This is a genomic window from Sphingomonas sp. Leaf17, from assembly GCF_001421505.1.
Classification (GTDB): Bacteria; Pseudomonadota; Alphaproteobacteria; order Sphingomonadales; family Sphingomonadaceae; genus Sphingomonas.
In genome coordinates, this window is record NZ_LMKL01000001.1 from 448,742 (window position 1) to 463,687 (window position 14,946).

10 protein-coding genes are annotated in these 14,946 nt (G+C 68.1%); 2 read left to right on the plus strand and 8 right to left on the minus strand.

What is annotated here, in order from left to right; all coding sequences use genetic code 11:
* From treF to ASE75_RS02175, 3 genes are all read right to left on the minus strand, one after another.
* Window positions 1–1,605, minus strand: a complete 1,605-nt coding sequence (gene treF / locus ASE75_RS02165; protein WP_082463736.1) for an alpha,alpha-trehalase TreF — start codon at window positions 1,603–1,605, stop codon at window positions 1–3.
* Window positions 1,602–2,609 (minus strand): fumarylacetoacetate hydrolase family protein, encoded by a 1,008-nt coding sequence (locus ASE75_RS02170; protein WP_055928091.1) that lies wholly within the window; start codon window positions 2,607–2,609, stop codon window positions 1,602–1,604. Before ASE75_RS02170 ends, treF begins: the two co-directional genes overlap by 4 nt.
* Before the next feature lie 215 nt (window positions 2,610–2,824).
* Window positions 2,825–3,307: a hypothetical protein gene (locus ASE75_RS02175; protein ID WP_055928092.1), complete on the minus strand. Its 483-nt coding sequence runs from the start codon at window positions 3,305–3,307 to the stop codon at window positions 2,825–2,827.
* A gap of 198 nt (window positions 3,308–3,505) precedes the next feature.
* Here ASE75_RS02175 and purB point away from each other — a divergent pair, with 198 nt between their 5' ends.
* Both purB and purU read left to right on the plus strand, forming a co-directional pair.
* On the plus strand, window positions 3,506–4,822 hold the full coding sequence (gene purB / locus ASE75_RS02180) for an adenylosuccinate lyase (protein ID WP_055928093.1): 1,317 nt from the start codon (window positions 3,506–3,508) through the stop codon (window positions 4,820–4,822).
* A 4-nt stretch (window positions 4,823–4,826) separates the two neighbouring features.
* A complete protein-coding gene (gene purU, locus ASE75_RS02185) occupies window positions 4,827–5,684 on the plus strand; it encodes a formyltetrahydrofolate deformylase (RefSeq protein ID WP_235512477.1) in 858 nt (285 codons plus the stop codon).
* 11 nt (window positions 5,685–5,695) lie between these two features.
* On the opposite strand, the gene ASE75_RS02190 is transcribed toward purU, so the two are convergent.
* Genes ASE75_RS02190 through glgC form a run of 5 tightly spaced genes read right to left on the minus strand, consistent with a single transcriptional unit; the run spans window position 5,696 to window position 14,946 of the window.
* On the minus strand, window positions 5,696–8,596 hold the full coding sequence (locus ASE75_RS02190) for a PAS domain-containing protein (RefSeq protein WP_055928095.1): 2,901 nt from the start codon (window positions 8,594–8,596) through the stop codon (window positions 5,696–5,698).
* Window positions 8,597–8,653: 57 nt separating this feature from the next.
* Window positions 8,654–10,543, minus strand: a complete 1,890-nt coding sequence (gene glgX / locus ASE75_RS02195) for a glycogen debranching protein GlgX (protein ID WP_082463800.1) — start codon at window positions 10,541–10,543, stop codon at window positions 8,654–8,656.
* A 52-nt stretch (window positions 10,544–10,595) separates the two neighbouring features.
* Window positions 10,596–12,224: an alpha-D-glucose phosphate-specific phosphoglucomutase gene (locus ASE75_RS02200; protein ID WP_055928097.1), complete on the minus strand. Its 1,629-nt coding sequence runs from the start codon at window positions 12,222–12,224 to the stop codon at window positions 10,596–10,598.
* Window positions 12,221–13,687 (minus strand): glycogen synthase GlgA, encoded by a 1,467-nt coding sequence (gene glgA / locus ASE75_RS02205; RefSeq protein ID WP_055928101.1) that lies wholly within the window; start codon window positions 13,685–13,687, stop codon window positions 12,221–12,223. The genes ASE75_RS02200 and glgA overlap by 4 nt, the downstream gene beginning before the upstream one ends.
* Window positions 13,684–14,946, minus strand: a complete 1,263-nt coding sequence (glgC, locus tag ASE75_RS02210; RefSeq protein WP_055928104.1) for a glucose-1-phosphate adenylyltransferase — start codon at window positions 14,944–14,946, stop codon at window positions 13,684–13,686. Before glgC ends, glgA begins: the two co-directional genes overlap by 4 nt.

Sequence of the window (14,946 nt, forward strand, 5' to 3'; positions counted from 1 at the left end):
TCACTGCACCGGATACGCCACCTGAAACGCCCGCACGACGCCGTTGGTCCAGCCAAAGCCATCCTGCGTCGGATATTCCCCGCCACCGCCGGCACGGCTTTCCTCGACGTCGTATTTCTCCAGCATCTTGCCGCTGCGCCGATATTCCCGCTCCGCCGTCATCAGGAAGCGGGTCGCCACCAGTTGCGCGGTCACGCTGTCGCCGGCCGCGCGCAACGCCTCATGCCCCACCCATTGCAGCGGTGCCCAGCCATTGGGCGTATCCCATTGCTGCCCGGTCCGCACCGTCGTCGTCCGCAGGCCGCCGGGGGCCAGCAACGTGCCGGCGATCGTCCGCGCCACCGCCTTCGCGCGATCGGGCGCGGCAAGGCCGGTGAACAGCGGATAGGCGGTCGCGGCGCTCAGGCCCGTGCGGACCATGCCCGCCTGCCAGTCATAATCGCCGTAGCGCGCCTGCCCGGGCACCCACAGCCATCGCTCGACCGCCGCCCGCCGCCGCGCGGCCTGCCCGTCGAAGTCCCGCGCGCAGATCGCGTCGGCCAGCGCCCTGCACGCCGCCGCGATAGCCCGTTCCTGACCATAGAGCAGTGCGTTCAGGTCGACCGGCACGATCGCCGTGGTACGAATGGTCTTCAGCGTCCGCCCGTCGCCCAACCAGCGTGACGAATAATCCCATCCGCTCTCCGCGCCCGCGCGCAGGTCGCGGTACACCTCTGCCGCCGCCCGACCACTGGCCCGCCCGCTGGCCTGCGCGGTCAGCACGTCCTCGCGGTAGCTTTCGTCGCGCGGGGTGTCGCGGTCGTCATAATAACGGTTCAACACCGCCCCGTCGGGCATCCGCACCACCCGCGCCGCCGCCGGAACCTTCGCCGACACGGTCGCCACGCCGCGCATCCAGTACGCATGTTCGGCCCTGAGCGCCGCCAGCCGCCGCCGCCTGACCGCTGGCGCACGCTGCTCGGACAGGCCCATCATCAGGTATAGGAACGGCGGCTGCGACCGGCTGACATAATAGGTCCGCGCACCATTGGGGACGTGCCCGTATCGTTCGACCAGCGACACGAAGTCGTCGATCATCCCGTCGATCAGGTCGTCGCGCCCATCCGCCTTCAGGCCCAGCATCGTGAAATAGCTGTCCCAGTAATAGGGTTCACGAAACCGCCCGCCCGGCACGACATAGGGGGCCGGCAACGCCAGCGCCGACGACCCCGCCGCCGGCGACAGCGGCGGCCGGGCAAGGTCGCGCCACAGGCCGGTGATATGCGCCGCCATCGTCGGCCGCGCCGCGCTGGACGCCACCACCGGCGCGTCGGACGGCACATCGAAATGCGCGAGGACGAAGCGTTTCAGCGCCGCGTCGTCCGCCGGCTTCTCCCGCCGGTACGCGGCCAGAATGACCGCCGCCGGCCGCTTCGCCACCGCATCGACAAAGGTCTTTCCGTCCGGGAATATCCGCCGCATCTGCACGTCGTGGAACAGCGGCCCGTACAGGTCGGCCGGCGTCCGCACGCCCTGCGCCGGCACCATGCGCGCCGGCACACCCCGCGCGCCCGCCGCCGTCGTCGCGCAGGCAAGCAGCAACAGCGCGGGCGCGATGATCCTCATGCAGCGACCACCGTCTGTTCGATCACGCCGAAGATCGGGTGATGCCGGTCGTCCTCGGCCCAGATCCGCACGGTATCGCCCGCCTTCAGGAACGGCGTCGTCGCCGCGCCGGTGGTGATCGTCTCGACCGTGCGGACCTCGGCGAGGCAGGAATAGCCGACGCCGCCGTCCGCCACCGGCTTGCCCGGCCCGCCATCGGTGCCCCAGTTCGACACCGTGCCCGACCCGATGATCGTGCCCGCGCCCAGTTTGCGCGTCCGGGCGGCATGCGCGATCAACGTCCCGAAATCGAAGGTCATGTCCTTGCCCGCATCGGCCCGGCCAAGCGGCTGGCCGTTCAGGTCGACCATCAGCTTGCGGTGCAGCTTGCCCTCCTGCCACCAGTCGCCAAGCGCATCGGGCGTCACGAACACCGGCGAGAAGGCGGAGGCCGGCTTGGACTGGAAGAACCCGAACCCCTTGGCCAGTTCGCCCGGAATCAGCCCGCGCAGCGACACGTCGTTGGTCAGACCGACCAGCCGCACCGCCGCCAGCGCCTCCTCGCGGGTGGCTCCCATGGCCACGTCGCCGGTCACGACGACCACCTCGCCCTCCATGTCGCAGCCCCAGGCCGGATCACCCAGCGGAATGGCGTCGCGCGGCCCCAGGAACCCGTCCGACCCGCCCTGATACATCAGCGGATCGTGCCAGAACGTCTCGGGCATCTCGGCTCCGCGCGCCTGCCGCACCAGCGCGACATGGTTCACATACGCCGATCCGTCGGCCCACTGATACGCGCGCGGCAGCGGTGCCGCGGCGTCATGCTCATGAAAGCGTTCGCGCGGGATGGCCGCATGTTCCAGGTCGGTGGCCAGATTTTCCAGGTCGACCGACACCCGGTCCCAGTCGTCGAGCGCGGCCTGCAACGTGCCGACGATGTGCCCCGCGTCCGCATACCAGGCCAGATCGTTGGAAACGACGACGAGCCGACCGTCGCGGCCGTGCTTCAGGCTTGCCAGTTTCATGGATCGTCTCTCCTGCCGGTTGCGCCCGGTAGAACCGGGTCTGGGGGTGGCCAGTGTAGACCGCCCCCGCCGCCCCTGTCACCCGGGAAGGCAGGCGTCCGACCGAAGATTTCCGCCCCTCGCAAGGCCGAAAGCCAGTAGAAAAAGGGCCGCCGGATCGCTCCGGCGGCCCCTTTGTCACCTCCCCGGCCGACGCCGGGTCAGCGCGGCGTCGTTCAGGATGCGCCCTGCGACAGGAACCCGGTCAACTCGGTCTTGGTGACCGTCTTGCTCTTGTCCTTGTCGGCCTGGGCAAAGGCCCCCTTCAGCCAGGTCTTGGTCTCCGCGCTGTCCGCCTTCATGCTCGGGTCGCTGGCGCTGCGCAGCGTGACCATCCAGCCGCTGAACTCGGACTGGTTCAGGCCGCCATTGGCGTCCTTGTCATAGGTCGCGAACTCCTTGTCGACGATTCCGGCCACCTGGTCGCCCGATGCCGGCTGTGCGGTCGTCGACGCGGTCGTATCGCCCGTTGCCGCCGGGTCCGACGTCGGTGCCGGCGTGGTTGTCGCCGGATCGGTCGCAGGCATTGCTGGCTCGGGCGAAGTCGTCGCCGGTGCCGTCGTCTGCGGCGTTGCGGTCTGCGGTGCCGGGGTCATGGTCTGGGCTGCAACCGGTGCAGCAACGATCATCGAACCGGCGAGAAAAGCGTACTTCAGCATGGTTGTTCTCCTATGCTCGTTGTGACGGATACTGGACGATCGGCCAGTCGACCTGTCGAAACTCTGCCCAATATCTTTCGTCGATGCAGGATATAGGACCGATGCCGCCGGATTTGTAGGTTCGGCCCACCCCTGCTAATGCCCGCCACGCCGTGCGCCGTGCGGTGAACCGTGCAGACTCCACGATCGAGGTTATCAATGGTCCCCCGTTATTCCCGCGCCCCCATGACCGCGATCTGGGACGCCCAGGCCCGCTTCCGCATCTGGTTCGAGATCGAGGCCCACGCCACCGACGCGCTCGCCGAACTGGGCGTCGTCCCGCGCGAGGCCGCGACCCGCATCTGGGAGGCCGACAAGGCAGCCGGCGACTTCGACATCGCCCGCATCGACGCGATCGAGGCGGAAACCAAGCACGACGTCATCGCCTTCCTGACGCATGTCAGCGAGCGCACAGGGCCGGAGGCGCGCTTCCTGCATCAGGGCATGACCTCGTCCGACGTGCTCGATACCGCGCTGGCGGTGCAGCTGGCGCGCGCCGCCGACATCCTGATCGCCGATATCGACGCGCTGCTGGTCGTGCTCGAACGCCGCGCGCGCGAACACAAGATGACGCCGACGATCGGCCGCAGCCACGGCATCCACGCCGAACCCGTCACCTTCGGCCTGAAGCTGGCACAGGCGCATGCCGAGTTCGCGCGCAACCGCGCCCGCCTGGTCGCCGCCCGCGCCGACGTCGCCACCTGCGCGATCTCGGGCGCGGTCGGCACCTTCGCCAACATCGACCCGTTCGTGGAAGAATATGTCGCCGCCAAGCTGGGCCTCAGCGTCGAACCCGTCTCGACCCAGGTCATCCCGCGTGATCGCCACGCGATGTTCTTTGCGACCCTTGGCGTCATCGCCAGCTCGATCGAGCGGCTCGCGACCGAAGTCCGCCATCTCCAGCGGACCGAAGTGCTGGAGGCGGAGGAATATTTCTCGCCCGGCCAGAAGGGGTCGTCGGCGATGCCGCACAAGCGCAATCCGGTCCTGACCGAAAACCTGACCGGCCTTGCCCGCATGGTCCGCGGCTATGTCACGCCGGCGCTGGAAAACGTCGCGCTGTGGCATGAGCGCGACATTTCGCACTCGTCGGTCGAACGCTATATCGGCCCCGACGCGACGATCACGCTCGACTTCGCGCTCGCCCGCCTGACCGGGGTGATGGACAAGCTGGTCGTGTACCCCGCGCGGATGGCGAAGAACCTGAACAAGATGGGCGGCCTCGTCCATTCGCAGCGCGTCCTGCTCGCGCTGACCCAGGCCGGCGTCAACCGCGAGGACAGCTATCGGCTGGTTCAACGCAACGCGATGAAGGTATGGGAATCGGACGGCGAGCTGTCGCTGCTGGACCTGCTGAAGGCCGACCCCGACGTCACCGCCGCGCTGTCGGTGGAGGAGATCGAGTCCAAGTTCGACCTTGGCTATCACCTGAAGCATGTCGACACGATCTTCGCGCGCGTGTTCGGCGCGGCCTGATCCCGTGACGACCGGACCCGCCCGCCACATCCTGCTGCTCCGTTGCCCGGACCGTCGGGGCGTGGTCGCGGCGGTGTCCGGCTTCCTTGCCGACAACCATGCGTCGATCGAGGAATCGAACCACTTCAACGACGCGGTCGCCGATCGCTTCTACATGCGCACCGTCTTTCGCGCCGACGACGCGGCGATGCCCTCGGTGGACGTTTTGCGCGCCGGCCTGACGCCCATCGCCGAGCGGTTCGGCATGGACTGGTCGCTGCACGACGGCACGACCAAGCCCCGTATCCTGATCGCGGTGTCGAGGTTCGGGCATTGCCTGTTCGACCTGCTCCACCGCTGGCGCGCCGGCCTTCTGCCGGTCGAGATTGCCGGCGTCGTCTCCAACCATGACGACATGCGGTCGTTCGTCGAATGGAACGGCCTGCCCTATCATCTGCTGCCCGCCGGCAGGGAGGCGCGAGACGCCGCGTTCATGGACCACGTCGCCACCACCGACCCCGATCTGGTCGTGCTGGCGCGCTACATGCAGATCCTGTCGCCGGCGCTGTGCGAGGCGCTGGCCGGGCGCTGCATCAACATCCATCACAGCTTCCTGCCAAGCTTCAAGGGCGCGAAACCCTATCATCAGGCCTATGCGCGCGGCGTGAAGATCATCGGCGCCACCGCGCATTACGTCACCACCGACCTCGACGAAGGGCCGATCATCGAACAGGGTGTCGAACGCGTCAGCCACGCGCAGACGCCGGACGACCTGGTGGCGATCGGCCGCGACATCGAATGTCGCGTACTGGCCCGCGCGGTCGGCTGGCATGTCGAACGGCGGATACTGGTCAACGGCAACAAGACGGTGGTGTTCGGGTAACCGGGCCGCCGCTATCCCGCGATCAGCCCCCGGATCCGGTCGGCCAGCGCGTCCATGCCGAACGGCTTGGTCATGACGTGCATCCCCGCCTCAAGCTGGCCGTTGCCCAGCACCGCATTCTCGGCATAGCCGGTGATGAACAGCACCGGCAGGTCGGGCCGGTCGACCCGTGCCGCGTCCACCATCTGGCGACCGTTCATCCCGCCGGGCAGGCCGACATCGGTCACGAGCAGGTCGATCCGCGCGTCCGATCGCAGGATCTCCAGCCCGGCCGCGCCGTCCCCCGCCTCCAGCGCGGCATAGCCCAGTTCCTCCAGCACCTCGACCACCAGCATCCGCACGGTCGGCTCGTCATCGACGACCAGCACCGTTTCGCCGGTGGTCGCCTGCGGCTCGATCGTGCGCGTCTGATCCTCGCCTATCGCATCGGCCGGCCCGTTGTGACGCGGCAGGTAGACGCAGATGTTCGACCCCTCCCCCACCTCGGAATAGATCCGCACCTGACCGCCCGACTGGCGCGCAAAGCCATAGATCATCGACAGGCCAAGCCCGGTGCCAAGGCCGATCGGCTTGGTCGTGAAGAACGGGTCGAACGCCTTGGCGATCACGTCCGGCGTCATGCCGGTGCCGGTGTCGGACACGCAGATCGACACATATTGGCCGGGCGGCAGTTCGCGCCCCAGCGCGCCGCGTTCGTCCAGCCAGCGATTGGCTGTCTCGATCGTCAGGCGGCCACCACCCGGCATCGCGTCGCGCGCGTTGATGCACAGGTTGAGCAGCGCGTTCTCCAACTGGTTGGGATCGACCAATGTCGGCCACAGGCCGCCCGCCGCGACGACCTCGACCGTCACCTGCGGCCCGACCGTCCGCCGCACCATATCCTCCAGCCCCGCGATCAGCCGGTTGACGTCGGTCGGTCGCGGATCGAGCGTCTGCCGGCGTGAAAACGCGAGCAGCCGGTGGGTCAGCGCCGCCGCCCGCCGCGCCGCGCCCTGTGCCGCCAGCGAATAGCGTTCGACATCGGCCAGCCGCCCCTGCGCCATGCGGATGCCCAGCAGTTCCAGGCTGCCCAGCACGCCCGTCAGCAGGTTGTTGAAGTCATGCGCCAGACCGCCGGTCAGCTGGCCGACCGCCTCCATCTTCTGGCTCTGTCGCAGCGCTTCTTCGGCCGCCATCAGCTCGCGCGTCCGTTCCGCGACCTGATCCTCCAGCGTCGCGTTCAGGCGGGCGAGTTCGGCGGATTGCCGGCGACGCTCGTCGATGTCGGTGTTGGCCCCCATCCAGCGCAGGATCGTGCCGTCGACATCGCGCAATGCCTCCGCCCGCACCAGGAACCAGCGATACCCGCCATCCGCGGCCCGGATCCGCATTTCCGTCGCATAGGTTGTCCCGGTCTCCAGCGCCTGCGCCCACGCCGCGCCGGCCGCGGGCAAGTCGTCGGGATGCACCACGACCCCCCAGGCGTTCGTACCGACCAGATCGTCCAGCGGCCGGCCGCAATAGGTCAGCAGCCGGTCGCTGAACCAGTAGATATAGCCGTCCGGCCGCGCCATCCAGAGATGGTCGGGCAGCGTCTGCGCGAACATGCGAAACTGTTCGTCGCTCTGCCAGCGCGCCTGCTCGGCCCGCACCCGCTCGGACGCCACATGCACCCGCTCGGCAACCTCGCGGATCAGCAGGATGTCATCGTCGGTCCAGACGCGCGGCCGCTCGTGATTGGCATAGATCAGCGCGACGAACCGGCCATGTTCGACCAGCGGCATGTTGACGAAGGACCAGGCGCTGATCCGCTTCAGCGCATCGGCCGACGCGCCGGGGGTGCGCGGATCCTCGTCCGCGTTGCTGACGATCGCGGTCCGCCCCGTTTTCAGATCTTCGATATAGGTTCCGAAGTCGCGAAAGTGCAGCACGCCGGCGATCGTCGTGATGCCCGGCGCGTTCCAGTCGCGCGCGATGGTGATCGTCTCGGCCACCTTGTCGATGATGCCATAGCCGACCCGGCTGACGCGCAGCGCCTGCCCGAGGATTTCGGACGCGGCATAGGCGATCTCGTCCGGGTCGGTCAGGTCGCGCAGCCGGTCGCTGAGGGCCAGCAGCGCAGCCTGCCGGATCTCGGCCGATTTCCGGTCGGTAATGTCGAACACCATGCCGGGGAAGTCGGTCGGACGGCCCGTCGCGTCATAATTGCATCGCCCCTGCGCCAGCACCCAGCGGATGTTGCCGTCGGCGGTCAGCAGCCGGTATTCCTGCGAATAGGGCGCGCCGGTTTCGACCGAGGCCGCGATCGCCGCCTCGACCCGCGGGCGGTCGGCGGGGTCCATCGCATCGGTGAACACCGACAGCGGCGCGCCGCGCAACGCCTCTTCGGGGTCGACCCGGTAGAGTTTGGCAAACTGGGCGTCCGCCACGACCCGATCGCTGGCGGTATGCCACTTCCACGTCCCCACGCCCTTGCCGACCGACAGGGCCTGGCGCAGCCGCTCCTCGCTTTCGCGCAATGCCCGTTCGCCGTGCCGGCGAAGCGATATGTCCTCGAACAGGATGGCGACCTCGTTCGACCCCGGCCCGCCGACCCGCAACGCCTGCACCTCGAACCAGCGGTCCATCGCCGCCGATCCGTTCTCGAACCGGACCGTCTCGCCGGTCCGCGCGACCATGCCATAGATGTCGAACCAATGCTGCTCCAGATCGGGCACCAGTTCGTTGGCCAACCGCCCGACCGGGTCCACCAGCCCGGTCTGCCGCTCGAATGCCGCGTTGACCTCGACAAAGCGATAGTCGCGCGCCGTGTCGCCATCGAACACCATCTCGACGATGCAGAATCCGGTTTCGACCGCATCGAACAGCGATCGGTATCGTGATTCCGTCGAGGCGGGGGAATGGTCGGTCGGGGCGTCGTCACGGAAAGTCATGTCGCACGATCCGTTAGCACGGGGTCGACGCCGAACGCCACAGCGGCTGCTCCGACGTCAGGATACGATGGCCGTGACGCTGGACAGGACGCACGACCGCGCGGCCCGGTCGATCCGCACCGATACATGGCGACCCGGACCGTCCGGCAACCGCAGCTCGAACCCGGCCGTGTCCGCCGCCTGCCAGTCGGCCACGCTCATCGGCATACCGTCCAGCCGCAACCACGTCGCGTCCGCCGGATAGCACGGATCGGACAGCACGGGGTGGTCGGCCCGGAACGCCGCCAGCGCCACGGCAAAATCCTCCAGATCGCGGTCGCGTCCATCCCAGTCGATCCAGGTGACGGGATTGTCCTGCGCATAGGCGTTGTTGTTGCCGCCCTGCGTCCGGCCGAATTCGTCGCCCGCGCTCAGCTGGATCGTGCCGCGCGTCGCGAACAGCGTGGCGAGCAGCGCGCGCAGGTCGCCACGCCGCCGCGCAAGGACCGCCGGGTCATCGCTCGGCCCCTCGACCCCGGCATTCCACGACAGGTTCTGGCCATGCCCGTCGCGATTATCCTCGCCATTCGCGTGATTGTGCCGCTGTTCATAGGCGACGACATCGGCCAGCGCGAACCCGTCATGCGCGGCGATGAAGCCGACACTGCGCGTCGCCGGACCGGGAAATACGTCCGACGACCCCGTCAGCCGGGTCGCCAGCGCCCCCGCCATCGCGGCATCCCCGCGCCAGAACCGGCGGACGTCGTCGCGGTAGCGATCGTTCCATTCCAGCCAGTCGTCGGGAAACGCGCCCAGTTGATAGCCGCCCGGCCCGATGTCCCATGGTTCGGCGATCATCACCCGGTCGGCCAGCAGCGGATCGGCGGCGATCGCGGCGAAGATCGGCGCGCGTGGGTCGAACCCCGGCGACCGCGCGAGAACCGGCGCAAGGTCGAACCGGAAGCCGTCGACGCCCAGCGCGGCGAAATGCCGCAGGCTGGCGAGCATGAGGTCGCGAACGACAGGCTCGCCGGCATTCAGCGTGTTGCCGGTGCCCGTATCGTTGACCAGCGCACCACCGGCCGCGTGCGTATAATACAGCCGGTTATCCAGCCCGCGCATCGACAAAGTCGGCCCCTGCACGTCGCTTTCGCCGCTGTGGTTGAAGACCAGATCGAGAATGACGCCAATCCCCGCCGCCCGCAGCGCCGCGACCGTCGCCTGCAACTCGGCGACGCCGCCGGGTGCCAGCCCCGGATCCAGCGCCATCGGCACGACCGGATTATACCCCCAGGCGTTGGTCAGCCCCAGCGGCGGCAGATGCCGTTCGTCGATCCATGCGACGATCGGCATCAACTCTACCGCCGAAACTCCAAGCCGTTGCAGATGCGCGATGACCGCCGGATGCGCCAGCGCGGCGATGGTCCCGCGCTGCGCCGCCGGAACGTCCGGGTGCCGCATGGTGAACCCGCGCACGTTCAGTTCGTAGATCAGTCCGCCGGGGACGAATACCGGCGGCGGTGCCGGCGTGACTGCCCGCACCGCCGGGACAATCGCCTTGGGGACCAACGCGGCGGTGTCGATGCCATATTCCGCCAACCGGAGATCCGCCGTGAACCGCCCGTCCAGTTCCACCGCATAGGGATCGACCAGCAGCTTGGCCGGATCGAACCACAGCCCCTCGTCCGGTGCATATCGGCCGTGCGCGCGATACCCATAACGCTGCCCGGGACCGATATCCGGCACGGTTACGCCATGCCGGTCACCGTCGCGCGCCATCGGCACCCGCGTTTCGGTGAGGCCGTCGAACAGGCAGAGCGTCAGCGCCTCGGCATCGCGTGACACAACGGAAAAGTTTACAGCCTTGCCCGTAACCACCGCGCCGGATTCCTCCCCGGAACGGGGAGGGGGACCGCCGCCCTCCTGGGCGGTGATGGAGGGGGCCGTACCACGAAGAGGCTCGCCCATGGCGCTCCCCTTCATCATTCTGCGGATAATGCCCGGTTTGAGGTCGGACTGGTCACGTCACGACATCCGGCGCGGTCCGACCCGTGTACCGCGCAATGCCCGCGATCGCCTCGGCCGCCGCGATCAGGTCGACCAGCATGTCCGGCGTCTCCCGGTCCAGATCGCCCCGAACCGGCTCATACCGCTCCAGGTACACGCGCAAGGTCGCGCCGCTGGTGCCAGTGCCCGACAGGCGGAACACGACGCGGCTGCCGCCCGTGAACAGCACCCGCACGCCCTGCCTGTTGCTGACCGAACCATCGACCGGATCGGTGTAGGCGAAGTCGTCCGCCGTCTCGACCGTCAGCGGCCCGAAAGTCGTTCCCGGCAACGTCGGCAACGACGCGCGCAGGGCGGTCATCAACGCGTCCGCGCGGTCGGTATCGACGCCCTCGTAATCGTGGCGCGCGTAATAGTTGCGGCCGTAAATGCCCCAATGCTCGCGCGCCAGCGTATCGACCGAAACCCGGCGCACCGCCAGGATGTTCAGCCACAGCAGCACGGCCCACAGCCCGTCCTTTTCGCGGACATGGTCGGACCCGGTGCCAGCACTCTCCTCGCCGCAGATCGTCGCCATTCCGGCGTCGAGCAGCGTGCCGAAGAACTTCCACCCCGTCGGCGTCTCGAACGCCGGGATACCCAGCTTCGCCGCGACCCGGTCGGCCGCCGCGCTCGTCGGCATCGACCGGGCGATCCCTTTCAGCCCGCCGGCATAGCCCTTGGCCAGATGCGCGTTCGCCGCCAGCATCGCCAGACTGTCCGACGGCGTGACGAACCGGTGGCGGCCGATGATGAGGTTCCGGTCGCCGTCCCCGTCCGACGCCGCGCCGAAATCGGGCGCGTCGGCCGCCATCATGGTTTCGTACAGCGCGTGCGCATGGACGAGGTTGGGGTCGGGATGATGGCCGCCGAAATCCTCCAGCGGGATGCCGTTGCGTACCGTGCCGGTCGCAAAGCCAAGCCGCCGTTCCAGGATCTCGGTCGCATACGGACCCGTAACCGCGCTCATCGCGTCGAACGCCATCGTGAATCCGCCGGCGACCGCGCCCCGGATCGCGTCAAAATCGAACAGCGTCTCCATCAGCGCCGCGTAGTCGGCAACGCTATCGACCACCTCGACCGTCATGCCGCCGACCGACACCTCGCCCAGCGTATCAAGGTCGACGTCGTCGGCATCGACCGTCAGGTAGCGCGAGATCGCCAGCGTGCCCGCGTGGATCGCGTCGGTGACCTTTTCCGGTGCCGGTCCGCCATTGGCGATGTTGTACTTGATCCCGAAATCCTCGTCCGGGCCACCGGGATTGTGGCTGGCCGACAGGACGAGGCCGCCGATCGCGCCGCGCTGGCGGATCAGGTTGCTGGCCGCCGGCGTCGACAGGATACCGCCCTGCCCCACCACGACGCGGCCAAAGCCGTTGGCGGCGGCCATGCGGATCGCGGTTTGGATGACGTCGCGGTTCAGATAGCGGCCGTCGCCACCGATCACCAGCGTCGCGCCGTCCTTGTCCGTCACCGCGTCGAACGTCGCCTGGATGAAGTTCTCGGCATAATGCGGCTGCTGGAACACGCGCACTTTCTTGCGCAGGCCCGACGTGCCGGGCTTCTGGTCGCCGAACGGCGTGGTCGTGACGGTCCGTATCATGCTTCGATCAACCCCGAGTACAGGTCGGCATAGAGACGCCCGCTGCGCCGCCATGAAAAATCCGCCTTCATTCCCTGTCGTTGCAGCCCCGACCACACCGACGGCGAATCGTATAAGTCGACCGCGCGGCGCAGCGCCAGCCCCAAAGAGTCCGGGGTCACGTCGCCGAACTGGATGCCGGTGGCGACCCCCGCCCCCAGCGCCGCCGCGTTCGCGTCGATGATCGTATCCGCCAGTCCGCCGGTCCGCGCGACGACCGGCACGCAGCCATAGGCCAGCCCGTACAGCTGGGTCAGGCCGCACGGCTCGAACCGCGACGGCACCAGGATCGCGTCCGCCCCGCCCTGCAACAGGTGCGAAAGCGGCTCGTCATAGCCGATGATGACGCCGATCCGGCCGGGATGCCGGTCGGCGGCGGCCAGGAACGCGGCTTCCAGCTCGGCATCGCCCGATCCGAGCAGCGCCAGCCGCCCACCAAGCGCCACCAGCAGGTCGAGGCAGTCGGCCAGCACGTCCATGCCCTTCTGCCAGGTCAGCCGGCTGATGACGGTGAAGATCGGCCCGTCGCCGGTATCCAGCCCGAACCGCGTCTCGACCGCGCGCTTGTTGATCCGCCGCTTCGCCAGGATCCGAGCGGTATAGCGCACGGGCAGCGCCGCATCGGTCGCCGGATCCCATACCGCGGGGTCGATGCCGTTGACGATGCCCCGCACCCGGTCGGCGCGCGTGGCGATCAACCCTTCCAGCCCCATGCCGTATTCGCCGTGCCGGATTTCCTGCGCATAGGTCGGGCTGACCGTCGCGATCGCGTCCGCCGCCTCCAGCCCCGCCTTCAGGAAGCCGACACCGCCATAATATTCCACCCCGTCCAGCGCGAACGCGCCCGCCGGCAGGCCGAGATCGGCAAAGACGCTGGCATCGAACCGCCCCTGAAACGCGATATTGTGGATCGTCACCACGCTTTTCGCCGCCACGCCCGGCCCGGGAGCATAACGCAGATAGGCCGCCGTCATCGCCGCCTGCCAGTCATGGGCATGGGCGATATCGAACGCGTATCCGGGGATCGCGCCGGACGCCAGATCCGCCCCCGCCCGCCCAAGCGCCGCGAACCGCCGCCAGTTGTCGGGCCAGTCCTTGCCCCCGCGATCGCCGTACAGGCCGCCGACCCGCGCGAACAGATCCGGCGCGTCCAGCACCAGCAGCGGATGACCCGCGATCTCGCCCGCCAGCAACCGCGCCTCGACACCCAGCAGATCGTCATAGACATGCACGACCCGCGCCTGTTCCCCCGACCTCCCCTGCCAAAGCGTATCGGCCAGCGCGGGATAGCCCGGGATCAGCGTGGTCACCGCCACGTCGTGAATGGCCAGCGCAGCTGGCAATGCGCCGACGACATCGGCCAGCCCGCCGGTCTTGACCAGCGGATACGCCTCCGACGCGACCGACAGGACGGTGGTCGTCATGCCTGCAACCGGTCGATCATCGGCTGGGTGATGAGGCAGATGCCCTTGTCGGTCCGGCGGAACCGCGTCGCGTCCAGCGCGGGATCATCGCCGACCACCAGCCCGTCGGGGATCACCACACCGCGATCGACCACCACCCGGCGCAACCGCGATCCCCGCCCGATGTGACAGCCGGGCAGCACGACCGCTTCGTCCAGCATGGCAAAGCTGTGGGTACGGACGCCGGTGAACAACAGGCTGCGGTGAATGCTCGATCCCGACACGATGCAATCGCCCGACACCAGGCTGGCGACCGCCGATCCGCGCCGGCCGTCGATGTCATGGACGAACTTGGCCGGCGGTGTGATTTCCGAATAGGTCCACAGCGGCCAGTTGCGCTCGTACAGGTCCAGTTGCGGCACGACGTCGGTCAGATCGATATTCGCCTCCCAATAGGCGTCGACCGTGCCGACGTCGCGCCAATAGGATTCCGCCTCGCCCGGCGACCGCACGCACGAGGCGGAGAAGCGATGGGCGATCGCCTTGCCGTTGGCGACGAGGTACGGGATCAGATCCTTCCCGAAATCGCGGCTCGACCCCTCTTCGGCGGCGTCGCGACGCAGCTGGTCGAACAGGACGCGGGTGTGGAAGACGTAAATGCCAAGGCTGGCCAGCGCGACATCGGGCTGACCGGGAATCGACGGCGGATCGGCGGGCTTCTCGACGAAATCAATGATCCGGTCGTCGGCATCGACATGCATCACGCCGAACCCGACCGCCTCCATCCGCGGCACCTCCATGCAGGCAACGGTGACGTCCGCGCCGCTGTCGACATGCTGCTGGAGCATGAGTTCGTAATCCATCTTGTAGATATGATCGCCGGCCAGGATGACCATATATTCCGGCGCATAGCTCTCGATGATGTCGATATTCTGGTACACCGCGTCGGCGGTCCCCTCATACCATTGGAACTCGCTGATCCGCTGGCTGGCGGGCAGGATGTCGAAGCTTTCGTTGCGTTCGGGGCGCAGGAAGTTCCAGCCGCGTTGCAGGTGCCGGATCAGGCTGTGTGCCTTGTACTGGGTCGCGACCCCGATCCGGCGGATGCCCGAATTGATCGCGTTCGACAGCGCGAAGTCGATGATCCGCGCCTTGCCGCCGAAATACACCGCCGGTTTGGCGCGTGTATCGGTCAGTTCCGCCAGCCGGCTGCCACGTCCACCCGCCAGCACATAGGCCATCGCGTCGCGTGCCAGTGGTTGTCCTCGCCTGTCGACCAT